Origin of the sequence: Kitasatospora cathayae, assembly GCF_027627435.1 — a bacterium.
Lineage (GTDB): Bacteria > Actinomycetota > Actinomycetes > Streptomycetales > Streptomycetaceae > Kitasatospora > Kitasatospora cathayae.
Window position 1 is genome coordinate 4,063,992 of the sequence record NZ_CP115450.1, and the last position, 26,009, is coordinate 4,090,000.

General features: G+C 70.3%; 22 protein-coding genes and 2 rRNA genes (1 of these 24 only partly in view). 6 read left to right on the forward strand and 18 right to left on the reverse strand.

Annotated elements, in window-relative coordinates; genetic code table 11:
* Positions 1-40: 40 nt before the first annotated feature.
* The 6 genes from O1G21_RS17955 to O1G21_RS17980 all read right to left on the reverse strand — a co-directional run bounded on the left by O1G21_RS17955 (position 41) and on the right by O1G21_RS17980 (position 7,678).
* Positions 41-1,840, reverse strand: a complete 1,800-nt coding sequence (locus O1G21_RS17955; RefSeq protein ID WP_270145056.1) for a bifunctional metallophosphatase/5'-nucleotidase — start codon at positions 1,838-1,840, stop codon at positions 41-43.
* A gap of 232 nt (positions 1,841-2,072) precedes the next feature.
* Positions 2,073-3,422, reverse strand: coding sequence for an ATP-binding protein (locus O1G21_RS17960; RefSeq protein WP_270145058.1), 1,350 nt, complete (start codon positions 3,420-3,422; stop codon positions 2,073-2,075).
* 71 nt (positions 3,423-3,493) lie between these two features.
* A complete protein-coding gene (locus O1G21_RS17965) occupies positions 3,494-5,068 on the reverse strand; it encodes an SCO6880 family protein (protein ID WP_270145060.1) in 1,575 nt (524 codons plus the stop codon).
* 7 nt (positions 5,069-5,075) lie between these two features.
* Positions 5,076-6,353 carry a hypothetical protein gene (locus O1G21_RS17970; RefSeq protein ID WP_270145062.1) on the reverse strand — a complete coding sequence of 426 codons (1,278 nt, stop codon included), beginning with the start codon at positions 6,351-6,353 and terminating at the stop codon, positions 5,076-5,078.
* Positions 6,343-7,161 carry a hypothetical protein gene (locus O1G21_RS17975; protein WP_270145064.1) on the reverse strand — a complete coding sequence of 273 codons (819 nt, stop codon included), beginning with the start codon at positions 7,159-7,161 and terminating at the stop codon, positions 6,343-6,345. Before O1G21_RS17975 ends, O1G21_RS17970 begins: the two co-directional genes overlap by 11 nt.
* Positions 7,162-7,327: 166 nt before the next feature.
* Positions 7,328-7,678, reverse strand: a complete 351-nt coding sequence (locus O1G21_RS17980) for a hypothetical protein (RefSeq protein ID WP_387624880.1) — start codon at positions 7,676-7,678, stop codon at positions 7,328-7,330.
* A gap of 248 nt (positions 7,679-7,926) precedes the next feature.
* Here O1G21_RS17980 and O1G21_RS17985 point away from each other — a divergent pair, with 248 nt between their 5' ends.
* Positions 7,927-9,081 carry a C40 family peptidase gene (locus tag O1G21_RS17985; RefSeq protein ID WP_270145068.1) on the forward strand — a complete coding sequence of 385 codons (1,155 nt, stop codon included), beginning with the start codon at positions 7,927-7,929 and terminating at the stop codon, positions 9,079-9,081.
* A 179-nt stretch (positions 9,082-9,260) separates the two neighbouring features.
* A complete protein-coding gene (locus O1G21_RS17990; protein ID WP_270145071.1) occupies positions 9,261-9,983 on the forward strand; it encodes a phosphatase PAP2 family protein in 723 nt (240 codons plus the stop codon).
* Between the two features lie 25 nt (positions 9,984-10,008).
* Here the strand turns inward: O1G21_RS17990 and O1G21_RS17995 are convergent, their stop codons facing one another.
* Positions 10,009-10,203, reverse strand: a complete 195-nt coding sequence (locus O1G21_RS17995; protein WP_270151503.1) for a hypothetical protein — start codon at positions 10,201-10,203, stop codon at positions 10,009-10,011.
* Between the two features lie 161 nt (positions 10,204-10,364).
* Here O1G21_RS17995 and O1G21_RS18000 point away from each other — a divergent pair, with 161 nt between their 5' ends.
* Positions 10,365-11,264, forward strand: a complete 900-nt coding sequence (locus O1G21_RS18000) for a hypothetical protein (protein ID WP_270145073.1) — start codon at positions 10,365-10,367, stop codon at positions 11,262-11,264.
* Positions 11,265-11,457: 193 nt separating this feature from the next.
* Complete coding sequence (locus tag O1G21_RS18005) at positions 11,458-11,646, forward strand: hypothetical protein (RefSeq protein WP_405000664.1); 189 nt, start codon at positions 11,458-11,460, stop codon at positions 11,644-11,646.
* Positions 11,647-11,681: 35 nt separating this feature from the next.
* On the opposite strand, the gene O1G21_RS18010 is transcribed toward O1G21_RS18005, so the two are convergent.
* Positions 11,682-12,059: a metal-sensitive transcriptional regulator gene (locus tag O1G21_RS18010; RefSeq protein WP_270145075.1), complete on the reverse strand. Its 378-nt coding sequence runs from the start codon at positions 12,057-12,059 to the stop codon at positions 11,682-11,684.
* 359 nt (positions 12,060-12,418) lie between these two features.
* Here O1G21_RS18010 and O1G21_RS18015 point away from each other — a divergent pair, with 359 nt between their 5' ends.
* On the forward strand, positions 12,419-13,039 hold the full coding sequence (locus tag O1G21_RS18015; protein ID WP_030059626.1) for a DUF47 domain-containing protein: 621 nt from the start codon (positions 12,419-12,421) through the stop codon (positions 13,037-13,039).
* Positions 13,040-13,044: 5 nt separating this feature from the next.
* Positions 13,045-14,040, forward strand: coding sequence for an inorganic phosphate transporter (locus O1G21_RS18020; protein WP_270145078.1), 996 nt, complete (start codon positions 13,045-13,047; stop codon positions 14,038-14,040).
* Positions 14,041-14,392: 352 nt separating this feature from the next.
* On the opposite strand, the gene pstB is transcribed toward O1G21_RS18020, so the two are convergent.
* The 10 genes from pstB to O1G21_RS18070 form a co-directional block, all read right to left on the reverse strand.
* Positions 14,393-15,169 carry a phosphate ABC transporter ATP-binding protein PstB gene (gene pstB / locus O1G21_RS18025; RefSeq protein WP_270145081.1) on the reverse strand — a complete coding sequence of 259 codons (777 nt, stop codon included), beginning with the start codon at positions 15,167-15,169 and terminating at the stop codon, positions 14,393-14,395.
* A gap of 43 nt (positions 15,170-15,212) precedes the next feature.
* Entirely contained in the window at positions 15,213-16,238 is a 1,026-nt protein-coding gene (pstA, locus tag O1G21_RS18030; RefSeq protein WP_270151088.1) for a phosphate ABC transporter permease PstA, read from the reverse strand.
* A gap of 127 nt (positions 16,239-16,365) precedes the next feature.
* Entirely contained in the window at positions 16,366-17,343 is a 978-nt protein-coding gene (gene pstC / locus O1G21_RS18035; protein ID WP_270145083.1) for a phosphate ABC transporter permease subunit PstC, read from the reverse strand.
* Positions 17,344-17,493: 150 nt separating this feature from the next.
* Positions 17,494-18,630 (reverse strand): phosphate ABC transporter substrate-binding protein PstS, encoded by a 1,137-nt coding sequence (gene pstS, locus O1G21_RS18040; protein WP_270145085.1) that lies wholly within the window; start codon positions 18,628-18,630, stop codon positions 17,494-17,496.
* A 257-nt stretch (positions 18,631-18,887) separates the two neighbouring features.
* Entirely contained in the window at positions 18,888-19,319 is a 432-nt protein-coding gene (locus tag O1G21_RS18045; protein WP_405000816.1) for an NUDIX hydrolase, read from the reverse strand.
* A gap of 103 nt (positions 19,320-19,422) precedes the next feature.
* A complete protein-coding gene (locus tag O1G21_RS18050; RefSeq protein ID WP_270145087.1) occupies positions 19,423-20,547 on the reverse strand; it encodes a CHAD domain-containing protein in 1,125 nt (374 codons plus the stop codon).
* A gap of 124 nt (positions 20,548-20,671) precedes the next feature.
* A complete protein-coding gene (locus O1G21_RS18055; protein ID WP_270145089.1) occupies positions 20,672-22,849 on the reverse strand; it encodes an RNA degradosome polyphosphate kinase in 2,178 nt (725 codons plus the stop codon).
* Positions 22,850-23,231: 382 nt separating this feature from the next.
* On the reverse strand, positions 23,232-24,206 hold the full coding sequence (mshD, locus tag O1G21_RS18060; RefSeq protein WP_270145091.1) for a mycothiol synthase: 975 nt from the start codon (positions 24,204-24,206) through the stop codon (positions 23,232-23,234).
* A 72-nt stretch (positions 24,207-24,278) separates the two neighbouring features.
* A 5S ribosomal RNA gene (gene rrf, locus O1G21_RS18065) occupies positions 24,279-24,395 on the reverse strand.
* A 71-nt stretch (positions 24,396-24,466) separates the two neighbouring features.
* Positions 24,467-26,009 (reverse strand): 23S ribosomal RNA (locus O1G21_RS18070); it runs 1,577 nt beyond the window's last position.

Below are 26,009 nucleotides of genomic sequence, written 5' to 3' on the forward strand. Positions count from 1 at the left end.
CCCCGACAGCGCCCCGCCCGTCCTCATTCCCGGCTCACGGTCAGTCGATGTCGCTGCCCGGGCCGAGGACCTTGACCCGGTCCTGCGCCGGCGGCTTCAGCGGCGAGGAGGCCGAGCTGTGGGCCGCCAGGTAGGCCGTGAAGACGGCCAGGTCGGAGACACCGACCAGCTTGTCGGTGCCGGCCGCGAAGGCCGGGAAGCCGTCGCCGCCGCCGGCCAGGAACTCGTTGGCCGCGACCCGGTACTTGGCGGCCGGGTCGACCGGCGCGCCGTTCAGCCGGATCGAGTCCAGCACCACCCGGTCCGCGCCGGTCTTGCGCATGTCCAGGGTGTAGTGCAGGTTCGAGGACACCTGGAGGACCTTCGGCGCCGCGCCGTTGAGGCCGCTCACCTGCTGCTGCAGCAGCTGGACCAGCTGGGCCCCGGTCAGCGTCTTGACCTGCATCATGTTGGTGAACGGCTGGACGGTGAACGCCTCCCCGTAGGTCACCACGCCGTCGCCCTCACCGCCCGAGGCCTTGTACACCAGGTCGGAGCGCAGGCCCCCGGGGTTCATGAAGGCGACCTGCGCCCCGCCCTTGTCGGCTGGGGCGAGCGCCTCCAGCTGCGCGTCGGCGATCACGTCGCCGAGCGGCTTCTCCAGGTCACTGCTGCCGCGGCCGTTGATGTCGGCGGAGATGTAGCCGATCGGGCGGTTGGCGATCGGGGCGGCCAGCTTGGCGTAGTGGTCGATCAGCGCCGTCATGTCCGGGGCCTTCTCGACCGTGCGCCGCACCACGTGGTTCTCGGCCTTGACCGACGGGCGGACGATCTCGCCGGTGGTCTTGTCCAGCTTCATGTCGATCTCGGTGAACAGCCGGCCGAAGGAGGCGGCACTGGTCACCGAGCGCGGCACGCCGTTGGGGTCGGGGATGCTGCAGGCGTACGCGTTGTGGGTGTGGCCGGTGACGATGGCGCCGACCGCCGGGTCGATCTTCCTGGCGATGTCGACGATCGGGCCGGAGATGCCCTGCCCGGCCGGGCCGCAGTCGTAGTTGTAGACGCTGCTGGCCGGGTAACCGCCCTCGTGGATCAGCGCGACGATCGAGTTGACGCCCTCGGCCTTCAGCTCGGCGGCGTACTTGTTGATCGTGGTGACCTCGTTGGCGAACTTCAGGCCCTTGACGCCCTCGGCGGTCACGATGTTCGGCGTGCCCTCCAGGGTGACGCCGATGAAGCCGATCTTCACGCCCTGGGACTTGGTCACCCAGTACGGCGGCAGCAGGGTCTTGCCGGTCTTCTCGTCGGTGACGTTGGCCGACAGGTAGTTGAAGTTGGCGCCCTTGAAGGTCCGACCGGGCTCGTAGCAGCCGTCGGTCGGGTGGCAGCCGCCCTCCTGCTTGCGCAGCAGCTCGGCCGCGCCCTGGTCGAACTCGTGGTTGCCGACCGAGGTGACGTCCAGGCCGAGCTCGTCCATCGCCTCGATGGTCGGCTCGTCGTGGAACAACGCCGAGGTGAGGGGGCTGGCACCGACGATGTCGCCGGCCGCGACGGTGATCGAGTCGTCGGCCGGGATCCGCGCCTTGCGCAGCTCGGTGGCCAGGTACTCGATGCCGCCGGCCGGGGTCGAGACGACCTGACCGGTGGCCGGATCGACCTCCTTGATCGTGCCGGAGGAGCCGGCCGGCGGCTCCAGGTTTCCGTGGAAGTCGTTGATCGCCAGCAGCTGGAGGTTGACGGTCCTGTGACGCTTGGCGTTGGCGTCGGCGGCCTGAGCGGCCGTCGGCACGGCCACCGTGCCGAACAGACCTGCGGCGGCGACGACGGCGAGCGCCGTCCGTCGTGATCTGACGGTGAGCATGAAAGGTTCCCCTGCACCTTGGAGGACCGCGCGACGGCGGAGGACACCGGCGCGCGGGCGATGAGTTGCGCGAGTGCAGCCTAGGGTCAACGCGCGTAGCTGTCAGGACGTCGGACATAACGAGAGGATCACCTGCTGACGAACCATCGCCTCCGGGCCGGGACGGGCAGCCTGCGCACGATCCCTCCGACGCCTGTCGGGCCGCTGCGTCGACTCCCGGTCGGACCTCCGGTCAGACGCCCGGTTCGGCCGCCAACTGCCGCTCGGCCCGCTCCCGTTCGGCCACCGCGTCCTCGGTCATCGCACGGTCCGTGTACACCAGCGGCCGCTCGGTGTCGGTAATGATGTGCTTGACCACCTGGACGTTGCCGTTGACGTCCCACACCGCGATGCCCGGCGACAGGGTCGGGATGATCTCCACCGCCCAGCGCGGCAGCCCCAGTACCCGCCCGGTGGCCCGCGCCTCCTCGGCCTTCTGCATGTAGATCGTCCGGGTGGAGGCCATCTTCAGGATCGCCGAGGCCTCCTTGGCCGCCGCGCCGTCCACCACGTCCGACAGGTGGTGCACCACGGCGACGAAGGAGAGCCCGAGCCGGCGGCCGAACTTCAGCAGCCGCTGGAACAGCTGGGCCACGAAGGGGCTGTTGATGATGTGCCAGGCCTCCTCGACCAGGAAGATGCGCTTCTTCCGGTCCGGCCGGATCCAGGTGTGCTCCAGCCACACCCCGACGATCGCCATCAGGATCGGCATCGCGATCGAGTTGCGGTCGATGTGCGAGAGGTCGAAGACGATCAGCGGCGCGTCCAGGTCGATGCCGTCGCTGGTCGGGCCGTCGAACATGCCGCGCAGGTCACCGTCGACCAGCCGGTCCAGCACCAGCGCCACGTCCAGGCCCCAGGACTGCACCTCGTCCACCGCCACGCCCAGCGACTCCACCGAGGACAGCTCGGGGCTGCGCAGGGTGTCGATGATGTCGTCCAGCACCGGCTGACGGTCCTTCACCGTGGCCACCACGTGGGCGTGCGCGGCCTTCAGCGCGAAGCCCGCCCGCTCCTCCAGGCCGCGCCCCATCGCCACCTCGATGATGGTGCGCAGCAGCGACAGCTGGCCGGTCTGGGTGATCGCCGGGTCCAGCGGGTTGAGCTTCACCCCGCCGTCCCGGGCCGCCATCGGGTCCAGCCGGATCGACTTTATGCCCAGCGCGTTGGCGATCAGGTTCCACTCGCCCACGCCGTCCTCGCCCTGCGCGTCGAGCACCACGACCTGCCGGTCGCGGAACCTCAACTGCCGCAGCACGTAGGTCTTCTCCAGCGCCGACTTGCCGTTGCCGGACTCCCCCAGCACCAGCCAGTGCGGGGCCGGCAGCTGCTGCCCGTACAGCTGGAAGGGGTCGTACACGTAGCCCTTGCCGCTGTACACCTCCCGCCCGATGATCACCCCCGAGTCGCCCAACCCCGGTGCGGCCGTGGGCAGGTAGACCGCCTGCGCCTGCCCGGTGGAGGTGCGCACCGGCAGCCGGGTGGTCTCCACCTTGCCGAACATCAGGCTGGTGAACGCGTCGGTGAGGTTGCCGAGCGCCATGGGCGGCCTCCTGGTGCCAGCAGTAGGGGGTGGACGGGCGTGGTACGGGGGGACGGGGGCGGTCGCGACGGTCAGCGGCGGATGCCGGTGGCGAACGGCAGGGTGTTGACGAAGGCCCGGTGGTGCTCGCGGTCGCACCACTCCAGCTTGAGGTAGCTCTTGCCGGCCGACGCCCGGATGGTCCGCTTGTCGCGGGCCAGCGCGTCGGGGTTGCGCGAGGAGACCGTGATGTAGCCGACCAGGTTCACCCCGGCCGCGCCGGAGGCCAGGTCGTCACCGCGCTGGTCCACCCGGCCGGTGTGCGCCAGGTCGCGCGGGTCGACCGTGCGGTTCATCTTGGCCGCGCGGTTGGCCTCCGCCTCGTCGTTGGTCTTCTCGGTCAGCATCCGCTCGATCGCGACGTCGGTGGGCTCCAGGTCCATCGTCACCGCGACCGTCCGGATCACGTCCGGGGTGTGCACCAGCAGCGGCGCCAGGAAGTTGACCCCCACCGGGGTCAGCGGCCACTCCTTGACCCACGCGGTGGCGTGGCACCACGGCTCCCGGGTCGCCGACTCGCGGGTCTTCGCCGTCAGGTACTGCGGGTGGGTCGCGTCCAGCTCGGCCGGCCAGGCGTTGCGCCGGGACATCGCCTGGATGTGGTCGATCGGGTGGTCCGGGTCGTACATCGAGTGCAGCAGCGAGGACAACCGGGCCTGGCCCAGCGGCTGGCGCACCCGGATGTCCGCCTCGGCCAGCCGGGCGCAGATGTCGGTCAGCTCGCGGGCCATCACGGCCGCCAGCCCGTCGTCGTCCCGGGCCCGCCCGCCGGTCGCCGTACGGCCCATCGCGTGCGCCTCGGCGGCCAGGTCACGGGTGTAGTGCATGCACGCCACCAGGTACGCCCGGTGCTGCTCCGAGGAGGTCGACACCATCGACTGCAGCTGGTCGTACGACTCCTGCAGCCAGCGCGGCGCGTCGTGGTCGCCGCGCCGCTCCACGTCCTTGGCGTGCGCGTCCGGGTCGGCCGGCAGGGTGCGGGCCAGGATCTGCAGCCTGGTCACGAAGCCGTCCCCGTTGGCGACGTGCTTCAGCAGCGTGCCGAAGCGGTCGACCAGGGCCTCCTGGTCCTCCGAGTCGCGCAGCCCGACGCCCGGGCCCTCGATCTCGATCGCGGCCGTCACCGTCCGCCGCTCCAGGTGCATCAGCACCCCGACCTCGTCCGGCCCGAACGGCGCGGTCAGCCAGCGCAGCCGCCCCACGCCGGGCGGCGGGCCGATCTCCACCTCCCGGCCGTCCATCCGGGTGCCCGCGTCCATCGCGTCCGAGCGCCACACCGAACGCCCGCTGCGGACCATCCGGCGGTAGGTGCGGTTGATCTCCACCCACCTGTAGAACGTCCGCTTGCGGTACGGCACGTAGACCGCCGCGATGGCCAGCAGCGGCAAGCCGAGCAGACCGGCGATCCGCAGCGGAAGGACCGGCATCAACAGGCCCCAGAGCATCCCGAGGAACGCCCCGAAGATGATCAGCAGGATCTCGCCGGACTCCCGGTTCCGGCCGATCGGCGCGTTCGGGCGGGCCTTGCCGATCAGGTAGGTGCGGCGCTGGTGCACGTACGGCTGGGCGTACTGGGCACCGTACTGGCCGAGCGGTTCGCTGCTCACTTACCCGTCACCCTCCCTTCGCTGGATTGCTGTCGCGGATCGGAACCGGGGCCGCCTGCGGCGGCCCGGCCTGCGGCGGTGGGGCCGGCGTCCGGCCGGCGTGCGCGGCGATCCCGGGCGCCACCGAACCGCCGCCCGCACCGCCACCCCCGCCGGCCGCCTGCGGACCGCGATCGCCGTGGGTGGTGATGCCCTGCTTCATCAGGTTCGCGGTGCCGTTGATCATCGCCGAGCCGGCCTGCACCGCGCTGGCCCGGGCCCGGCGCATGTTCAGCATCTCGTCGCCGAAGGTCGGGACGAAGCGGTACACCGCGGCGCTGGCGAAGATCGACAGGAACAGGATCGCCAGCCCGGACAGCACCCGGGCGAAGTCGTCGTTGGCCCCGGCCCCGGTCGCCACCGCACCCGCCAGACCCAGGATGATCACGATGATCGGCTTCGCCAGGTCGACCGCCAGCATCATCCCGGCCCACCGGCGCACGTGCTTCCACAACTGCCGGTCCACCAGCCCCGCGTACACCGCCGTCCCCAGCAGCGCCCCCACGTACAGCATCGCCGCCCGGATCACCAGCTCGATCCAGAGCACCGCCGCCGCCAGCACCGCGACCAGCGACACGATCACCAGGATCAGCGGACCGCCGCCGACGTTCCCCTTCTCCAGGGTGTCGGCGAACCCGCCCAGGTACGTCCCGGTGTCCGACTTCGTCCCGACCGCGATCGCCTTGGTCAGCCCGTCCGTCACGCTCACCACGGTGTACAGGATCAGCGGCGTGAACGCGGAGGCCACCACGGTCAGCCACAGGAAGCCGACCGCCTCCGAGATCGCCGTCGTCAACGGCGCCCCCCGCACCGCCCGCTTGGTCACGGCCAGCAGCCACAGCACCAGCGTGATCACGGTCGACACCGCGAACACCACGGCGTACTGCTGCAGGAACGACTGGTTGGTGAAGTCCACCGACGTCGTCCCGTCGATCGCCCCCGACAGGTTCCGCACCACCCAGGCCGCCGCCTGGGCGCAGCCCTTGGCGAGCGAACCGAGCGGGTCGGTGACGTTGTTGACGGCGCCGCTCCCGGGGATGACGACCGCTCCGTTGGGAGCGCAGCCGGCATCGCTGCCCGGGATCGGGAGATCGACTTTCTGGCAGGTGGGTGTGGCGGTCGGCGACGGATCGGCGAACACCCGCTGGGCCGCCATCATCACCGCCACCTGCAGGGTGACCAAGGCGCCGACCACCGTGCCCGCACGGCGTGCGGTCGATCGGTGCGTGGTCTGGTCAACGGGCATAGCGGAACCCCCCGAACTGCTGGACGGCGCCGGTGATCTCCTCGGCGGTTGCGGCCTGCTGGTCTCCGGGCATCGGCGCGGGGCCCTGCCTGCTGGTGAAGTCGGTGAGTTTCCAGTCGCTTCCCGTCCAGTGGAGCGAGAGCGCGAGGGTGAACCAGTTGGCGGTCACCGGCTGGACGGAGCGTTCGCCGGCGAGGCCGGTGAGGCCGGCGCACCACACCTCGACCTTGGCGTCCGCGTCGCTGTAGCCCGTCGACTTGGTGCCGGCCGGGATGGTGCGGCTGACGAAGGTGAGGCCCTTCGGGGCGCGGCCCTGGGCGTCGAGGCCGTAGCGGGCGGCGGTGTCGCCGCCGAAGCCCTGGTCGAGCCGGCTCTGCAGCGCCGCCGCCGCCCCCGGGTCGGCGATGGTGGCGACGATGGTGTGGCGGCTGTCGGTGCGGAACATGTCCGCGGAGCCGATCGCCACCGCGTAGTTGGCGGCGGCGGACTGGGCGCCCTGGTCGCTGTGCGGGAAGCCGGAGGCGATGCCGTTGACGGTGGTGCCGACGGGCTGGTCGCCGCTGGGGGCCGGACCGGCGCCGGAGGCGGCGCCCGGGGCGGCGCGGTCGGCGGAGCTGCCGCCGCCGCTGCCGGTGCCGGGTTTGCCGCGGTTGGCGATGGAGATGGCGGCGACGAGCAGGGTGACGACCACCAGGACGGTCAGCAGGGTGCGCAGTGGTCGTGACTGACGGAGGGTCTGGGGTGCGGAGGGCTGTGCGTCGACCGGCAGCCGCGTACGGGTGTGCGGCTGGTCGTCGGACAACGGCACGGCGGCCCTCCTGGTGCGGGGAGCCGGGGCGGCTCCGGGGGCCCTCCGGCCTGGGGCGGGCGCGGACGGAGGGTGGGAACGGGGTTGGAGTCCTGGCTGGTCGGCCACTGGGGAGATCCGGGCGGGAGCCTGCCCTCAGGCGGGCCGGGTCACTGCTGTCCTATCGTCAGATCGCCATGCCGTAGACAATGGTGAACAGTGTGCCGAGTGATCCGATGATGAACACGCCGGTCAGCCCGGCGATGATCAGCCCCTTGCCCTGTTCGGCGCCGAAGCTGTCGCGCATCGCGGTCGCACCGATCCGCTGTTTGGCCGCGCCCCAGACCGCGATGCCGAGGCAGACCAGGATGGCGACGGCCATGATGACCTCGACCATCACCCGGGCCTCCGACCCGAGGCTCGCGAACGGCCCCCAGTCCGGGGCGATCCCACCGATGATGGTGTCGATGCTCGGCTTCTTGGGGGGGTCATCGGCCAGGTGGCCGACCGCATAGGTGTGCACGCTGCTCAGGTTCATTTCCATCTCACCGCCCGATCAGGCAAATTCAAGGGCCCGGACCCCGCCCGCGCGAAGGGTCGGTGCCTATTCTTGGCCAGATCTGATGTCGACTTGGCTACTTCTCGCGGATTGGTCGTGAGGCGTCGGACACGTACGCGAGGATGTCCACCGTACGAAGGATAGCGCTCACTCTTTGTATCTCTGATGATTGCGGTGAGCAACGCCTTCCGGGACACTTCGACTGACGATTCGTCGGGATGGTGCTGATGGTACTCCGGAGGGCCGGTACGGCCGCCGCTGCGGCGGGAGTTGTCGCGTTCGGATTCCTCGGCCTGGTGACGATGGGGACGTATGCGGCAAGTGGGACGCCGCAGCAGTCGGCGAATCGTTCCGCCCTCTCTCCCGGAACCGTCCCGGCGGCCTACCAGGACGCGTTCCAGAAGTGGGGCTCGTTCTGCCCGGAGATCTCCCCGCCGATGCTCGCGGCGCAGCTGTACCAGGAAAGCGGTTTTGATCCCAAGGCCCAATCCCCGGTCGGGGCACAGGGAATGGCGCAGTTCATGCCGGGCACCTGGCCGGTGTACGCCACGGACGGTGACGGGGACGGCAAGAAGGACGTCTGGAACCCGTACGACGCGATCGCCACCGCGGCGGTGTACGACTGCGCGCTGGCCAAGGACGTCGCCGGCGTACCGGGCGACCCGCAGGCCAACATGCTGGCCGCGTACAACGCCGGCCCGTACGCGGTGACGAAGAACCAGGGCGTCCCGCCGTACAAGGAGACCCAGGGCTACGTGCGGAACATCCAGGCGATGGCCCGCAGTTTCACCGCCCAGACCGCGCCGGTGGAGGTGTCCGCCCAGTCGGCCGGCGCGATCTACTACGCCCAGACCAAGCTCGGCACGCCGTACTTGTGGGGCGGTGAGGGCCTGGCCTCGCAGAACGGGCAGTTCGACTGCTCCGGGCTCACCCTCCGCGCGTTCGCCTCCGTGGGCATCGACCTGCCCCGGGTGGCCAACGACCAGTGGTACGCCGGGCCGCACCCGTCGCGCGATCAGCTGCGGCCGGGCGACCTGGTGTTCTTCGCGACGGACCTGAGCGATCCGCGGAGCATCCACCACGTCGGGATCTACGTCGGCGGCGGCTACATGATCAACGCGCCTCACACCGGGGCGGTGATCCGCTACGACAAGATCGACACCAAGGAGTACATCGGAGCGACCCGGGTCACCTCGGACGGCGCCCAGGCACTGCCGACCCGCGACCACAACGGCAACGGCGCGGTCAACCCGCCGAGCCGCCCGGGCACCACGGCGCCGACCACCCCGGCGGCGACCGCCAACCCCGCGGCCGCCGCCGCGGCCGCCCCGACGGCTCCGAGCCGGTTCGACAACACCGGTGGAACCGGCGGGACCGGCTGAGTCGTCCGTCGATCTGTGTGCGGGCTGTGGACGCTGAGTCAAGTTTCCATAACCCCGCGTTTCCGTGGAACGCTGTGTCCCGGCGATGACGTTGGGTCCGATGGCCCCTCGTCAGCTTTCCGCGCCGGGCGGGCCCGGCGGAAAACGAACAGGTGCAGCGGACCAGAAGGAGGTGCGGCGTGTCGACGCCGCTTGCCGACACGACCAACCCCGACCTCGGCCTGCTCTACGCCGTCAACGGCCTGGCCAAGCGCTCCCCGCAGTGGCTGGACCACCTGGTCTCGTGGATCGGCGAGTACGGCATCCTGATCGGCCTCGCGATGCTCGGGCTGGTGGGCTGGCTGCAGGCCAGGCGCCGCCCGGACGCGCCGGTGGCGATCGCCGGGCTGCTCTGGGTGCCGCTCTCGGTGGCCGTCGCCGAGCTGGCCAACCTGCCGATCGCCGCGATCGTGGACCGGCCGCGGCCCTTCGTCGACCACCCCGGGCTGCTGGTGCTGGTGGACGGCAAGGCCGGCACCCACTCCTTCGTCAGCGACCACTCGACCATGACGATGGCCGTCGCGGTCTCGCTGTTCCTGGTGAACCGGAAGCTGGGCTGGATCGCCGGGGGCCTGGCCCTGCTGCAGGGCTTCTGCCGGATGTTCATGGGCGTCCACTACCCGACCGACGTGATCGGCGGCTTCGCCCTCGCCGTCGCCGTGGTGCTGCTGCTGGCGCCGATCGCGATGGCGGTGCTGGTCCCGTTCTGCCACGCGCTGAGCCGGACGGCGGTCGCCCCGCTGATCCGGGCGCCGGAGCGCGGCGGTACGGCGGCCCGCGGCACCGTCCCGCGCGGCCGTCGACGCGGGCGGGGCGCGGTGCGCTCCGAGGAGCAGCCGCCGGAGTCGGACCTGGCGGCCTGACCGGCCGGACCGCCCGACCCGGGTCCTAGGGCGCCGCGTCGCCGCCGTACTCGGCGACGTGGTCGGCCGCCTCGCGGCGGGCCAGGTCGCGGGAGCGGCGAGCGGCGGAGTACCAGCCGCAGCTGCAGGTCGCGAAGGCGAAGGACCCGCGTTCGCTGATCTCGGCGCGGTGCTCGGGCATCGGGGTGGTGCCGGGGACGGTCGGCAGCTCACTGTGCACGTGGTTCACCGTAACGCGCCGGACGGCCGGTGCGCGACGCCCCGGCTCCGCCGGCGCCCGTAACCCTTCGCGGTTCAACTCGTTTGCCCGGAAAGAGCTCTGCCCACCCGGGGGTGTCCGGTGGGGCAGTCGGGCCCGAGGGGGTTGTCGCGAGGATGAAGATGACCGACCAGCAGCGAACCGGGCGGCCAGCGCGCCGTCCGGGGCCGCACCTGCGCTCGGCGGCCGGGGCCGCCCTGTTCGCCGCCGCCCTGGCCGCGGGAGCCGCCGGTTGCTCGGGCCACTCCGGCGGCGGCTCCGCCGACCAGCAGTCGGCCGTCCCCGACCAGCTGGCCGCCGACCCGCTGAAGGCGGTGCGCGACGCCGCCGACATCACCGGCCGCACCGGCTCCGCGCACGCCGCCACCGAACTGGTCACCGAGTCCGCCGACAAGAAGGCCTCCTTCAGCGGGAGCGGCGGCTACGACTACGTGAAGCGGATCGGCCGGCTGGAGGTCCAGGTGCCGCCGGGCGCGGCGACCACCGGGAAGATCGTCGAGGTGGTCCTGCCGGGCACCGTCTACCTGCAGAACAGCGGGGCCAAGGTGCCCGCGGGCAAGTGGGTCAAGCTGGACGTGCGCCAGCTGCCGGACGGCAACCTGGTGAGCAGCGGCGCCACCGACCCGGCCTCGGCGGCGGGCGCGCTGCGCGGGGTGCAGAAGGCCGAGCTGGTCGGCACCGAGACCGTGGACGGCACCCCGCTGCACCACTACCGGGGCACCCTGGACCTGGCCAAGGCGGCCGACGCCACCGGTGGCCGGGGCGGGGACGGCCTGCGGATGGGCGGGCAGACCTTCACCGTCAAGGAGGTCCCGTACGACGCCTGGCTGGACGACCAGGGCCGGCTGCACAAGGTGGTCGAGGTGTTCACCTTCGCCGGGGTGGCGGGGTCGAAGGAGGCCAAGGACCAGGTGAAGGTCACCTCGACCACCTCGCTGTCGGACTACGGCAAGCCGGTCGAGGCGGCCGAGCCGGCGGCCTCGGACATCTACCAGATGAAGCCCTCGGAGAGCCCGAAGTAGCCCTCGGCAGTGCTCCGGCGCCGGGGCGAGACGGGGCGCCGCCGGGGCGGGTGGCCGTGCGGGGAGCGACGGCCACCCGTTTCGGCGGCGCCGAGATGGCCCGTCCGTGCCATGTGGACGGGCCCCGGAGTGCCTAGGCTGGACGTCGGGTGGCTGCCGCCCGGGCTGGCGAGGCACTGAAGGGGTGGTGCAGGTGGTGTCGTCCACGGGCGGCCGCAGCGGTGGCCACGACGACGCGGCCCTCGACGAGATCGAGCTGGCCGGCGAGCTGATGATCGCCGCGACGGCCAGCGCCGGTGACCGGCTGCCGACCGAACGGATCGACGAGGTGCTGCTGGACCGGGTGGACCCGGCCCGGACCGAGCGGGAGGGCGACGGCTGACGGTCGCCCCGGGGCGGGCCGTGCGGCGGGCGGGTTCAGCTGCGCAGCAGTCGGCCGATCGCGGCCGAGGCCTCCGCCACCTTGGCGTCCAGCTCGACGCCGCCCTGTTCGGCGGCCGCGGCGACGCAGTGCCGCAGGTGCTCCTCGAGGAGGGACAGCGCGAAGGACTGCAGGGCCTTGGTGCTGGCCGAGACCTGGGTGAGCACGTCGATGCAGTAGACGTCCTCGTCGACCATCCGCTGGAGGCCGCGGATCTGGCCCTCGATCCGGCGCAGCCGCTTGAGGTGGGCGTCCTTCTGCGCGCTGTAGCCGTGCGGGCCGTGCCCGTTCCCGTGCGCGGCGGCGGGGGTGCCGGCGTGCGGGTCGGTCCCGGGCCCGTCGTCCGGCTCGGTGCGCGCTTGCGTCGTGGTCATCGGCCCGCCTTCGTCTGAGTGCCTGGTGGCTGCGTCGGCCACCAGTGTCCAACACCCGGGCCTTCCGTGGTGTTCCGACGGCCCACCCGGCATGTGCCGAAGGGCCTGGTGGGGGTCGCGGCGGGGTTCACCCGTCTGAGCGGCGCCCCGGTCCCGTGCACGCAGGACGGGGGCGTTCGGGGCGAGGTTCCGTCAGACTGGGGAATCACGTCCGCACATGGCCGTGCGGTCCGGGTCGGCCGGTTCGGCAGCCGAACGGAAGGGGAGGTTCCGCCTCCCTGCTCACCACCCCGTTTGCGCGATCGCGCTCGGTTGCACCTAGCATCGTTCAGTCCCTACCCCGCACATCGGAGATTTCCGTGCGTTTTAGCCTGACCCCGAAGGAGACGAGTTTCTACGACATGTTCGCCGCGGCCGCGGAGAACCTCGTCGTCGGATCGAAGCTCCTGCTGGAACTGCTGGGATCAGACGTGTCGGCCCGCGCGGAGATCGTCGAGCGCATGCGCGCCGCCGAGCACGCCGGGGACGACACCACCCATGCCGTCTTCCACCAGCTGAACTCCTCCTTCATCACGCCCTTCGACCGCGAGGACATCTACAGCCTCGCCTCGTCGCTGGACGACATCATGGACTTCATGGAGGAGGCGGTCGACCTGGTCGTCCTCTACGACATCCAGACCCTGCCGAAGGGCATCGAGCAGCAGATCGAGGTGCTGGCGCGCGCCGCGGAACTCACCGCCGAGGCGATGCCGAACCTGCGCAGCATGTCCAACCTCACCGAGTACTGGATCGAGGTCAACCGGCTGGAGAACCAGGCCGACCAGATCCACCGCAAGCTGCTCGCCCACCTGTTCTCCGGCCAGTACGACGCCATCGAGGTGCTCAAGCTCAAGCAGGTCGTGGACGTCCTTGAGGAGGCGGCGGACGCGTTCGAGCACGTCGCCAACACGGTGGAGACCATCGCCGTCAAGGAGTCCTGACCCTCGTGGACATGGCTGCACTCATCGCCGTCATCGGCGTTGCGTTCTTCTTCACGTACACCAACGGCTTCCACGACTCGGCGAACGCGATCGCCACGTCGGTCTCCACCCGGGCACTGACCCCCAAGGCCGCGCTCGCGATGGCCGCGGTGATGAACCTGGCCGGTGCCTTCCTGGGCAGCGGGGTGGCGCACACCGTCTCCAAGGGGATCATCGAGACCCCCAGTGGCAACCAGGGGATGGCGATCCTGTTCGCCGCCCTGGTCGGCGCGATCGCCTGGAACCTGGTCACCTGGTACTTCGGTCTGCCGTCCTCCTCCTCGCACGCGCTGTTCGGCGGCATGGTGGGCGCGGCGCTGGCCGGCGGGATCGACGTGATCTGGAGCGGGGTGATCGACAAGATCGTGATCCCGATGGTCGTCTCGCCGGTGGTCGGCCTGATCGGCGGCTTCCTGGTGATGCTGGCGATCCTGTGGATCTTCCGCCGGGCCAACCCGCACCGCGCCAAGCGCAACTTCCGGGTCGCCCAGACCGCCTCGGCCGCCGCGATGGCGCTGGCGCACGGCCTGCAGGACGCCCAGAAGACCATGGGCATCGTGGTGATGGCGCTCACCATCTCCGGCCACCAGACCACCGGCGACATCCCGGTCTGGGTGAAGATCTCCTGCGCGACCATGCTCTCGCTGGGCACCTACGCGGGCGGCTGGCGGATCATGCGGACACTCGGCCGCAAGATCATCGAGCTGGACCCGCCGCAGGGCTTCGCGGCCGAGGCCACCTCCTCGGCGGTCATGTACATCACGTCGTTCGTCTTCAAGGCGCCGATCTCCACCACCCACGTGATCACCGCGGCGATCATGGGCGCGGGGGCCACCAAGCGGATCCGCGCGGTGCGCTGGGGCGTCGCGAAGAACATCGTGCTCGGCTGGTTCATCACGATGCCGGCGGCCGCCATCGTCGCAGCGCTGGTGTACTGGTTCGTCCACCTGTTCTGGGGCTGAGCCCCGGACGGCCCCGCCCTGAGCCGAAGGGCCGCGCCGGTGCCGAAAGGGAGAAGCGACAAGCGAGGCACGAGCGCCGGAGCGCCGACCGTCGGCACCGGACCCGAAGCGTCCCGGAGGCGAGCGGGCGAACCCCCGCCCCGAGCCGAAGGGGCGCGCCGGTGCCGAAAGGGAGAAGCGACAAGCGAGGCACGAGCGCCGGAGCGCCGACCGTCGGCACCGGACCCGAAGCGTCCCGGAGGCGAGCGGGCGAAAACACAGCAGGGCCCGCCCCCACATCTCGGGGGCGGGCCCTTCTTCATGCCCCGCGGCGGCACCGCCATGCAGCACCGCGGGACAGCTGGGGTCCGGCTCAGCCGAAGCGGCCGGAGATGTAGTCCTCGGTCGCCTGCACCGACGGGTTGGAGAAGATCCGCTGGGTGTCGTCCAGCTCGATCAGCTTGCCCGGCTGGCCGACGCCGGCCAGGTTGAAGAAGGCGGTGCGGTCGCTGACGCGGGCCGCCTGCTGCATGTTGTGGGTCACGATGACGATGGTGAACTGCGACTTCAGCTCGCCGATCAGGTCCTCGATGGCGAGGGTGGAGATCGGGTCGAGCGCGGAGCAGGGCTCGTCCATCAGCAGGACCTGCGGCTCGACCGCGATGGCGCGGGCGATGCACAGGCGCTGCTGCTGACCGCCGGAGAGGCCGGCCCCCGGCTTGTTCAGCCGGTTGTGGACCTCCTTCCAGAGGTTGGCGCCCTTCAGCGAGCGCTCCACCACGTCGTCCAGGACGGACTTCTTCTTCACGCCGGCGAGCTTGAGCCCGGCGACCACGTTGTCGTAGATCGACATGGTCGGGAACGGGTTCGGGCGCTGGAAGACCATGCCGATGGAGCGGCGCACGGCGACCGGGTCGACGTTGGAGGCGTACAGGTTCTCGTCGTCCAGGAGGACCTTGCCCTCGACCCGGGCGCCGGGGATCACCTCGTGCATCCGGTTGAGGGTGCGCAGGAAGGTGGACTTGCCGCAGCCGGAGGGGCCGATGAAGGCGGTCACCGAGCGGGGTTCGATGCTCATCGAGATGTCCTCGATGGCCTTGGTGGTGCCGTAGTAGGCCGACAGTCCGCTGACGTCGATGCGCTTGGCCATGATCGTTGCTTCTCTCGTCTGTCTTCGTGCGTCAGTCGGTCGCTCAGTGTCCGCCCTTGGGCGAGCGCCAGCGTGCGATGCCCCGGGCGATGAGGTTGAGCCCCATCACGAAGGCGATCAGCACCAGCGCGGCGCCCCAGGCGCGGGCGTAGCCGAAGTCGTTGTTGACCACCGAGTACTGCTGCCAGATGTACATCGGCAGGGACTGCTGCGGTCCGTCGAACGGGTTGCTGTTGATGTAGTCGGCGCCGAACACCAGCATCATCACCGGGGCGGTCTCGCCCGTGATGCGGGCGACCGCGAGCATCACGCCGGTGGTGATGCCGCCGATGGCGGTGGGGAGGACGATCCGCAGGATGGTCTTCCACTTCGGCACGCCGAGGGCGTACGAGGCCTCGCGCAGCTCGTTCGGGACGAGCTTGAGCATCTCCTCGGTGGAGCGGACCACGACCGGGATCATCAGGATCGCCAGCGCGAGGCTGCCCGAGAAGCCGGAGTAGCTGAAGCCCAGCGCGAGGTTCCACAGCGAGAGGATGAACAGACCGGCGACGATCGACGGGACGCCCGTCATGACGTCGACGAAGAAGGTGACGGCCTTGGCGAGCCGGCCGCGACCGTACTCGACCAGGTAGACGGCGGTCAGCAGGCCCAGCGGGGCGGCCATCAGGGTGGCCAGGGCGACCTGCTGGAGGGTGCCGAGCAGCGCGTGGTAGATGCCGCCGCCGGGGCCGGACTGGATCACGCCCTTCATCGAGTGGCTCAGGAAGTTCCCGTTCACCACGCCGATGCCCTGCTGGATCGTGTAGACGGTCAGCGAGACCAGCGGCACGACGGCGAGGATGAAGGCGACCCAGACCACCGAGGTGGCGAACCGGTCCTTGGCCTGGCGCCGGCCCTCGACCCGGGCCGAGATCAGGTAGCCGCCCACCAGGAACAGCAGGGCCGAGATCAGTCCCCACTGCAGGTGGCTCCGCAGGCCGGCCGCGGCGCCGATCCCGCAGCCGACCGCGATCGAGCCGGCGGCGACGACGGCCGGGGTCCACCGGGGCAGCCGGTTGGCGGTCAGCATCGGACCGACCTGCGGCCGGGCGTCCTCGGGGACGGTGGTGAGGGTGCTCACGCGGCCTTCCTCGCTTCGCTCGTCAGGGCGCATTCGCACAACTCGCACCTCTCGATGGTTCGCTCGCTTCGCTCGCTCACGCGTTGGCCCCCGAGTACTCCTTGCGGCGGGCGATGATCAGTCGCGCGGCACCGTTCACCAGCAGGGTGATGACGAACAGGACGAGGCCGGAGGCCATCAACGCGTCGCGGCCGTTGTTGCCGGCCTCGGCGAACTTCAGCGCGATGTTCTGCGCGAAGGTGCCGCCGCCCGCGTCCAGGATGTGCAGCGACAGCACGCTGTTGGCGGAGAGCACCACGGCGACCGCGATGGTCTCGCCGAGCGCCCGGCCGAGGCCGAGCATGGACGCCGAGATGATGCCGGGGCGGCCGAACGGCAGCACCGCGGTGCGGATCATCTCCCAGCGGGTCGCGCCGAGCGCGAGCGCCGCCTCCTCGTGCATCCGCGGCACCTGGCGGAACACCTCGCGGGAGACCGCGGTGATGATCGGCAGGATCATGATCGCCAGCAGGATGCCGACGGTGAACAGGTTGCGCGGGGTGCCGGTCCTGGTCTGGTCGAAGAGGTACGTCCAGCCCAGGTACTGGTTGAGCCAGCTGGTCAGCCCGTCCATGTGCGGGACGAGGAACAGCGCGCCCCAGAGGCCGTAGACGATGCTGGGGACGGCGGCGAGCAGGTCGACCAGGTAGGCGAACGGCTGGGCGATCCGCCGCGGCGCGTAGTGCGAGATGAACAGCGCGATCCCGATGGCCACGGGGACGGCGATCACCATCGCGATGAGGGCGCTGACGATCGTCCCGAAGGCCAGGACGGCGATGCCGAAGACCGGCTTCGGGGCGTCCGGCGTCCACTCGAAGGTGGTGAGGAAGTTGCCGTTGTCGTTGCTGAGCGCCATGCCCGAGCGCCAGGCCAGGAAGCCGGCGATCGCGGCCATGATGACCAGCAGCAGGACGCCCGCACCGCGGGCGAGGTTCATGAAGATCTTGTCGCCGACCCGGCTGTCGCGCGGTCGGCGTTCCCTGCCTCGCGGGGCGGCAGGGGAGGATGAAGTCATTGGTCTACTCCGGTCTGGTGGCGCCGCCCCGGAAGGGGGACGGCACCATGGCGGCGGTGCCCCGGACGTTGGTGCTGGATGGTGGTGCTCCGGTGGGACGGCCCCTGCCCCCCTCGCTCACGGGGCCGTCCCACCGGGGGTCCTGTCGGGTCAGGCCAGGGCGCCGACGGCGGTCTTGACCTTGTCGCCGATCGCGGCCGGCATCGGGACGTAGCCCTTGTCGCCGATCGACTTCTGGGCGGCGTCGCTGATGGTGTAGTTGAAGAAGGACTTGAGGGTGTCCAGGGTCTCGGCCTTGTTGCCCTTGTCGCAGGCGATCTCGTAGGTCACCAGGACGATCGGGTAGGCGTTGTCGGCCTTGGTGCCGTAGTCCAGGGAGAGGGCGAGGTCGCCGTCGGTGCCGGACACGGTGGAGGAGGCGATGGTGTTCGCCGCGTTGGCGGCGGTCGCCTCGACCGGCTGAGCGGCGCCGGTGGCGATCTTGGCGCTCTTCAGGTTGTTGGTCTGGGCGTAGGACAGCTCGGCGTAGCCGATCGAGTTCTTGACCTGCTTGATCTGGGCGGAGACGCCGGCGCTGCCGTTCGCGGACTGGCCGCCCTTGCCCTTCCACGCCTTGCTCGGCTCGGCGCTCCAGGCGCCGCCGGAGGTCTTGGCGAAGTAGGAGGTCAGGTTGAAGGTGGTGCCGGAGTCGTCCGACCGGTGGAAGGTCTGGATCTCGGCGTCCGGCAGCTTGGCGCCCGGGTTCAGGGCGGCGATGGCCGGGTCGTTCCACTTGGTGATCTGCGAGTCGAAGATCTTGGCGGCGGTCGGGCCGTCCAGGACCAGGTTGTCGACGTTGTCGACGTTGTAGACCAGCGAGACCAGGCCGGCCACCATCGGCAGGTCGATCGCCTTGCCACCGGTGCAGACGGCCTTGGAGGCGTCGACGTCGGCGGCCTTCAGGGCGAAGTCGGAGCCGGCGAAGGCGACCTTGCCCTGGTTGAACTGCTGGACGCCGGCACCGGAGCCGCCGCCGCTGTAGTTGACCGTGGTGCCGGAGCAGGCGGCGCCGAAGTTGGTCTTCCACACGTCGATCGCCGGGGCCTGCGCGGTGGAACCGGCGCCGAGCAGCGTGCCGGCCTTGCCACAGTTGACCGCGGCACCGGCCGCGGAGGAGCCGCTGGAGCCGCCGGACGCCGTGGTGGTGTTGTTGTTGTCCGACCCGCAGGCCGCGAGCGACAGCGAGCTGACGAGCGCCATGGCACCGATGGCGAGGGCCTTGGAGCGGCCGTTCCGCTGGAGCTTCACAGGGGTGTCCCTTTCTGTGGCATTGCCCGTCGCGCGGGCCGTACGGATACGGCCGGGCGCGGGTTTTGCTGTGGTCCGGGGCCCGTTCGGCCCTCCGGTGGTCCCGAAGTTAGGCCGGGTAGGTGACGCGTCAGCCGGTCGCAAGTGAACGGGGAGTGAACCTCGAACGGATGACAGGAAACTACGTCACGTAGTAACGGTTGCGTCACGGCGAGGGCGCAGGGAGATCACTTCCGCCGTTCCTCCACCCGCGGCTCCTACCTCGTCCGTACGGGCTTCGCTCCCAGGATCACCAGCAGGGCGTCCACCAGCAACCGGTCGCGGTCGTGGGTCAGCCGCGCCCGGGCCTTGCCCGCCGGCAGCCACTCCAGCCGGTCGACCTCGCGGTTCGGCCGGAAGGCCCCGCCGGTCGGCACCGCCGCCCAGTACCGGACCTCCTTCGGACGGCCCTGCGCCAGGTAGTGCTGGGCGGGCAGCTCCGGGCCGAGCAGGCAGTGGAAGCCGGTCTCCTCCCGCACCTCGCGCAGCGCCGCCTCGACCACCCCCTCACCCGGGTCGAGCTTCCCCTTCGGCAGGCTCCAGTCGTCGTACTTCGGCCGGTGGATCACCGCGACCCGCGGCCGGCCCAGCCGGCCGCTCGGCTTCGGCTTCCCGGGCAGCCAGAGCACCGCGCCCGCCGCCAGCACCACCGGGGGACGGCCCGGGCCGGTGGCGGCCGGCCCGGTCGCGGCTGCGGCTGACCCGGTCGCGGTCGCGTCCGCTGCCGGCCCGGTGGTCAGGCGATCGTGCAATTCAGGCCGTCCGTGGTGCGGGGGAATGCCCCCAGCCCTCGGCAGGGGGAATCTCCAGCCAGCCGTCCAGGCCGGGCGGGAGTTCGGGCCACCGGCGGCCGAAGGCGTACCGTGCCGCCTCCACCTCCAGTCGCTGATCAGCATGCACCACGCCCAGCACGTAGGCGGTCGCGGGGGTGATCCGCGGGGTGCGCGCCGCGGTGGCCGCGGTGACCGCGGCGTCCGCCGCCTCCTGGTGCCGGCCCAGCACCGCGTCCAGCTCGTCCAGCTCGGAGGACGGGCGGCCGCACACCTCCAGCGCGTACCGGGCCCGCTTCACCAGGATCCGCAGCCGGGACCAGGGCGCGTCGTCGGCCGCCAGCGCGGTGTCGGCGTCCGCCGACCCGACCCGCGCGACGGGCCCCCGCTCCCCGGGGGCGGGCAGGGGAGAGGGCACCGCGCCCAGCCGGCGCAGCCCGTCCCCGCCGTACGGCGTCGCGGCCCGCTGCAGCGGCAACTGCTGGGCGCTCGTGGACAGCGCGGTGAACGCGGCCGCCGCCTGCGGCAGCAGCACCGCCGACGCCCGGCCGCCCGCCGCCTCCAGCAGCGGTGCCTCGCCGACCAGCAGGGTCATCCGGTCCGCCAGCGCGTGCAGCCGGGCCGAGCGGAGTTCCTGCAGCACGGTGGAGTGCGCCCTGGTCCGGGCCAGGGTCAGCTGCCGGTCCAGCAGCGCCCGCGCCTTGGGGGCGCCCGCGTGCCCGGCCAGCATGCCCGTCCCCTCCGGACCGGTGCCGCTCAGCGAGTCCACCGCGCCCAGCAACCGGGCCGAACGCCGGACGTAACCGGGCTCCAGCGCCAGCAGGTTGAGCAGCCAGCGCAGTTCGGTGCGCGACTCCTGCGCCCAGGTCTGCTCGAAGACGGCGCCGAAGGTGTGCAGCAGCCCGCCGATCCGGCGCACCGTCCGCAGCAGGTCGGCGGTGCCGCTCGACGGGACGGCGGCCGCTGAGCCCGGTCTGGCGCCGACCTCGCCCACCGCGAGCGGCAGGGCGCGCAGGAACGCCCCGGCCTGGGCGGTGAGATGGCGGGAAAGGATGTCCCCGGCGGTCGCTGTGGAGGCCGCCTGGGCCGTCATCGGCGCATCGGTCATGGCGTGGTTGATCCCCGTTCCCCCGGGGCCCTTCCCCGGGGCTGGTGGCCGACCGCCGGAGCGGGCGGGTCCCCTCGGGTCCCGGGGGCCCCGCCCGCTCCGGCGGCTCGCAGCAGTGGACGCGTCAACGCGGGGTGGCGGCCCGGCGGCGCTGGCGCGAGTCGATCAGCAGGTCCTGGAGGTGCCGCAACGGCCGGCCCTCGGAGTCCTGCGGGTGACGGGCCCAGACGCCGTCCGGCCCCAGGTGCCAGGACTCGGTCTCGTCCGACACCCCGAGGTCGATCAGCCCGGACAGCTCCGCGCGGTGCGCCGGATCGGTGATCCGCATCAGGGCCTCGATCCGGCGGTCCAGGTTGCGGTGCATCATGTCGGCGCTGCCGATCCACACCTCGGGATCGCCGTTGTTGCCGAACACGAAGATCCGGGAGTGCTCCAGGAAGCGCCCCAGGATGCTGCGCACCCGGATGTTCTCGCTCAGCCCCGGCACCCCCGGCCGGATCGCGCAGATCCCGCGCACCCAGACGTCCACCGGCACCCCGGCCTGCGAGGCCCGGTAGAGCGCGTCGATCACGACCTCGTCGACGATCGAGTTGACCTTGATCTTCACGTACGCGGGCCGGCCCGCCCGGTGGTGGGCGATCTCGTTGTGGATCCGCGAGACCAGCCCGTCGCGCAGGCCGCGCGGGGCGGTCAGCAGCCGGCGGTAGGACTCGCGGCGCGAGTAACCGGACAGCCGGTTGAACAGGTCGGAGAGGTCCGCGCCGACCTGCGGGTCGGAGGTGAGCAGGCCGATGTCCTCGTACAGCCGGGCCGTCTTCGGGTGGTAGTTGCCGGTGCCGACGTGCGAGTAGCGGCGCAGGGTGTCGCCCTCCTGGCGGACCACCAGCGACAGCTTGCAGTGGGTCTTCAGCCCGACCAGGCCGTAGACCACGTGGCAGCCGGCCTCCTCCAGCTTGCGGGCCCACTTGATGTTGGCCTGCTCGTCGAAGCGCGCCTTGATCTCGACCAGGACCAGCACCTGCTTGCCGGACTCGGCCGCGTCGATCAGCGCGTCCACGATCGGCGAGTCACCGGAGGTGCGGTACAGCGTCTGCTTGATCGCCAGCACGTCCGGGTCGGCCGCGGCCTGCTCCAGGAAGGCCTGCACCGAGGTGGAGAAGCTGTCGTACGGGTGGTGCAGCAGGACGTCGCGCTCGCGCATCGCCGCGAAGATGTCCGGCTGGGAGGCGGACTCGACGTCGGTCAGCCCGCGGGCCGTACCGGCCACGAACTTCGGGTACCTGAGCTCCGGGCGGTCCAGCTCGGCGATCCCGAACAGCCCGGTCAGGTCCAGCGGCCCGGGCAGCGGAAAGACCTCCGCCTCGGTGATGTTCAGCTCCCGCACCAGCAGGTCCAGGATGTAGGGGTCGATCGACTCCTCGACCTCCAGCCGGACCGGCGGGCCGAAGCGCCGCCGCATCAGCTCCTTCTCCAGGGCCTTGAGGATGTTCTCGGTGTCGTCCTCCTCCACCTCCAGGTCCTCGTTGCGGGTGACCCGGAAGGCGTGGTGGGCCAGCACCTCCATCCCCGGGAAGAGCTCCTCCAGGTGCGCGCCCATGACGTCCTCCAGCGGGACGTACCGCTGGGGGGAGGCCTCCAGGAAACGGGCCAGCGACTGCGGCACCTTCACCCGCGCGAAGTGCTTGTGGCCGGACACCGGGTTGCGGACCACCACGGCCAGGTTGAGCGAGAGCCCCGATATGTACGGGAAGGGGTGCGCCGGGTCGACGGCCAGCGGGGTCAGCACGGGGAAGATCTTCTGCCGGAACAGGGTGTGCAGCCGGGCCTGCTCCTTCTCGGCCAGCTCCGGCCAGCGGACCACCTCGATGCCCTCGGCGGCGAGGTCCGGCAGCACTTCCTGCTGGAACGCGGCGGCGTGCCGGGCCATCAGCTCGCGCGAGCGGGTCCAGATCAGGTCCAGCACCTCGCGCGGCTGCAGACCCGATGCGCTGCGCTGGGCGACGCCGGTGGCGATCCGGCGCTTGAGACCGGCCACCCGGACCATGAAGAACTCGTCCAGGTTGCTGGCGAAGATCGCCAGGAACTTCGCCCGCTCCAGCAGCGGGATCCCCGGGTCCTCGGCCAGCTCCAGGACCCGCTCGTTGAACGCCAGCCAGCTCCGCTCCCGGTCCAGGAAGCGGCCCTGCGGCAGTGCTTCGAACTCCTGCTCGTCCGTGGCCGGCAGCTCCGGCGGGATGCCCAGCGCACCGGACATCCTGGCCGGGGGCGCCAGCGGGGCAGGGACGGGGCGGGGGATGCTCATGGGTTCCAGCTCCTCCAGCAGGACGGCGTCCGGACGCGGATGGCTCTGCGGGCCGTCGTCCTCGCCCCGGGTCGCCCCCGGAGACAGCGCCCACCCACCGGGCGCGGTCCGTACAGGACCGGCCGACGAATGGCGGTCGACTCTGCACGAGCGAGACACTACGGACTTCATCCTGTGATCTTCGCGGCAGCAATTGAATCCACGGTAAACACCGCATGGCCGGGAGGAAAGCTGAGTCGGTCGGAGCAAGGGGCGGTGCCGTTCTCCGCCCCCGCCCGCGACCGCTCCGTTACGGCTGGGCCTTCCCGGCCTGGATTTCCGGTTCGGGTTCGAGTGTGGGTTCGGGCTCGGGTTCGAGTCGGGTTCGGGTGTGGGCCCGGGTCTAGGCGGGTGCCTGGGTCGGCCGGTCCGCCTGGTACCGGGCGCGGTACATGAGGTCCACCTCGTGAACGGTGAATCCCAATCGCTCGTATACCCGCACGGCGGCCGGATTGTCGGCGTCGACGTAAAGGAGGACCGTCGCCAGTCCGCGCTCGCCGGCACCTGACCCGGTCAGGTGCCGCAGGCCCGCCGCGGTCAGCACGCGGCCCAGACCGCTGCCCTGCTCCGCCGGGTCCACCCCGACCACGTACACCTCGCCGAGCTCCGGCTCGGTGGCGGTGGCAGGGTGCACCTTGGTCCAGTGGAAGCCGACCACCTTGCCGCCCCGGGTGGCGAGGAAGAAGCCGGCCGGGTCGAACCAGGGCTCGGCGATCCGCTCGGCCAGGTCCTGCTCGGTCCAGGAGCCCTGCTCCGGGTGGTGGGCGAACGCCAGGGCGTTCAGCCGCAGCCACTCGGCGTCGTCCTCCCCCGGGCGGAAGGTCCGGAGCTCGACGCCCTCGGGAACGGGCACCGCCTCGGTCTGCGGACCGGTACGACGCATCTGCCGCAGCTCGCGGACCAGCTCGGCGCCGTACGCCCCGGCCAGGTGCCGGGCCGCCGGGTGACCACCGTGCACCCAGAAGTCCACCGCGTCCCGCCCGGCCTGGTGGGCCTGGGCCAGTACGGCGTCGACCAGCGGACGGGCCAGGCCGCGGCCACGGGCGGCCGGGTCGATCACCAGCTCGGCGGCGGGGTTGGCGCTCGGAGTCTCCGGAACCTCGAGCTGGCCGTAGCCGACGACGGACCCGCTCTCGCTCCCGATGAAGTGGGTGACACCCGGGCGGGGCGTCTCGGCGTTCCGCAGCCGGAGCCGGCCCTGCTCGGACACGGCGGCCCGGCCGTCGACCGCCTGGGCCTCCGCCAGAACACGCAGGGCGCCGTCGCGCTCCTCGGGGCGGAGCACATTGCTCGCAATGACCGCTGTCTGATCGTCCATGCACTGACGATACGTCAACGAAATGCGAAAAGCCCCTGATCCTTTTCGGATCAGGGGCTTTTCTGAAGAATTGTTCGGCGGCGTCCTACTCTCCCACAGGGTCCCCCCTGCAGTACCATCGGCGCTGTGAGGCTTAGCTTCCGGGTTCGGAATGTAACCGGGCGTTTCCCTCACGCTATGACCACCGAAACACTATGAAACTGTCGACCCGCCGACAAGGCAGTCGTTGTTTCAGAACAACACAGTGGACGCGAGCAACTGAGGACAAGCCCTCGGCCTATTAGTACCGGTCAACTCCACCCCTCACAGGGCTTCCATATCCGGCCTATCAACCCAGTCGTCTACTGGGAGCCTTACCCTCTCAAGGAGGTGGGAGTGCTCATCTCGAAGCAGGCTTCCCGCTTAGATGCTTTCAGCGGTTATCCCTCCCGAACGTAGCCAACCAGCCATGCCCTTGGCAGAACAACTGGCACACCAGAGGTTCGTCCGTCCCGGTCCTCTCGTACTAGGGACAGCCCTTCTCAACACTCCTACGCGCACAGCGGATAGGGACCGAACTGTCTCACGACGTTCTAAACCCAGCTCGCGTACCGCTTTAATGGGCGAACAGCCCAACCCTTGGGACCTACTCCAGCCCCAGGATGCGACGAGCCGACATCGAGGTGCCAAACCATCCCGTCGATATGGACTCTTGGGGAAGATCAGCCTGTTATCCCCGGGGTACCTTTTATCCGTTGAGCGACGGCGCTTCCACAAGCCACCGCCGGATCACTAGTCCCTACTTTCGTACCTGCTCGACCCGTCAGTCTCACAGTCAAGCTCCCTTGTGCACTTACACTCAACACCTGATTGCCAACCAGGCTGAGGGAACCTTTGGGCGCCTCCGTTACCCTTTAGGAGGCAACCGCCCCAGTTAAACTACCCACCAGACACTGTCCCTGATCCGGATCACGGACCCAGGTTAGACATCCAGCACGACCAGAGTGGTATTTCAACGGCGACTCCACAACAACTGGCGTTGCTGCTTCACAGTCTCCCACCTATCCTACACAAGCCGAACCGAACACCAATATCAAGCTATAGTAAAGGTCCCGGGGTCTTTCCGTCCTGCTGCGCGAAACGAGCATCTTTACTCGTAATGCAATTTCACCGGGCCTATGGTTGAGACAGTCGAGAAGTCGTTACGCCATTCGTGCAGGTCGGAACTTACCCGACAAGGAATTTCGCTACCTTAGGATGGTTATAGTTACCACCGCCGTTTACTGGCGCTTAAGTTCTCAGCTTCGCCTAGTCGAAACTAAGCTAACCGGTCCCCTTAACGTTCCAGCACCGGGCAGGCGTCAGTCCGTATACATCGCCTTACGGCTTCGCACGGACCTGTGTTTTTAGTAAACAGTCGCTTCTCGCTGGTCTCTGCGGCCACCCCCAGCTCAAGGCGCAAAGCCCGTCACCAGGAATGGCCCCCCTTCTCCCGAAGTTACGGGGGCATTTTGCCGAGTTCCTTAACCATAGTTCACCCGAACGCCTCGGTATTCTCTACCTGACCACCTGAGTCGGTTTGGGGTACGGGCCGCCATGAAACTCGCTAGAGGCTTTTCTCGACAGCATAGGATCATCCACTTCACCACAATCGGCTCGGCATCAGGTCTCAGACTATATGTGAGGCGGATTTGCCTACCCCACGTCCTACACCCTTACCCCGGGACAACCACCGCCCGGGCTGGACTACCTTCCTGCGTCACCCCATCGCTCACCTACTGCAGACTTGGACCGGCGGCTCCACCACTTCCCTTCACCCGAAGG

What these genes read in the sequence shown, in the direction of transcription:
- O1G21_RS17955 (WP_270145056.1), bottom strand. Translation starts at nt 1,840, where the DNA reads ATGCTCACCGTCAGATCACGACGGACGGCGCTCGCCGTCGTCGCCGCC.
- O1G21_RS17960 (WP_270145058.1), bottom strand. Translation starts at nt 3,422, where the DNA reads ATGGCGCTCGGCAACCTCACCGACGCGTTCACCAGCCTGATGTTCGGC.
- O1G21_RS17970 (WP_270145062.1), bottom strand. Translation starts at nt 6,353, where the DNA reads ATGCCCGTTGACCAGACCACGCACCGATCGACCGCACGCCGTGCGGGC.
- O1G21_RS17980 (WP_387624880.1), bottom strand. Translation starts at nt 7,678, where the DNA reads ATGAACCTGAGCAGCGTGCACACCTATGCGGTCGGCCACCTGGCCGAT.
- O1G21_RS17985 (WP_270145068.1), top strand. Translation starts at nt 7,927, where the DNA reads ATGGTACTCCGGAGGGCCGGTACGGCCGCCGCTGCGGCGGGAGTTGTC.
- O1G21_RS18000 (WP_270145073.1), top strand. Translation starts at nt 10,365, where the DNA reads ATGACCGACCAGCAGCGAACCGGGCGGCCAGCGCGCCGTCCGGGGCCG.
- O1G21_RS18010 (WP_270145075.1), bottom strand. Translation starts at nt 12,059, where the DNA reads ATGACCACGACGCAAGCGCGCACCGAGCCGGACGACGGGCCCGGGACC.
- pstB (WP_270145081.1), bottom strand. Translation starts at nt 15,169, where the DNA reads ATGGCCAAGCGCATCGACGTCAGCGGACTGTCGGCCTACTACGGCACC.
- pstA (WP_270151088.1), bottom strand. Translation starts at nt 16,238, where the DNA reads ATGCTGACCGCCAACCGGCTGCCCCGGTGGACCCCGGCCGTCGTCGCC.
- pstC (WP_270145083.1), bottom strand. Translation starts at nt 17,343, where the DNA reads ATGACTTCATCCTCCCCTGCCGCCCCGCGAGGCAGGGAACGCCGACCG.
- O1G21_RS18050 (WP_270145087.1), bottom strand. Translation starts at nt 20,547, where the DNA reads ATGACCGATGCGCCGATGACGGCCCAGGCGGCCTCCACAGCGACCGCC.
- O1G21_RS18055 (WP_270145089.1), bottom strand. Translation starts at nt 22,849, where the DNA reads ATGAGCATCCCCCGCCCCGTCCCTGCCCCGCTGGCGCCCCCGGCCAGG.
- mshD (WP_270145091.1), bottom strand. Translation starts at nt 24,206, where the DNA reads ATGGACGATCAGACAGCGGTCATTGCGAGCAATGTGCTCCGCCCCGAG.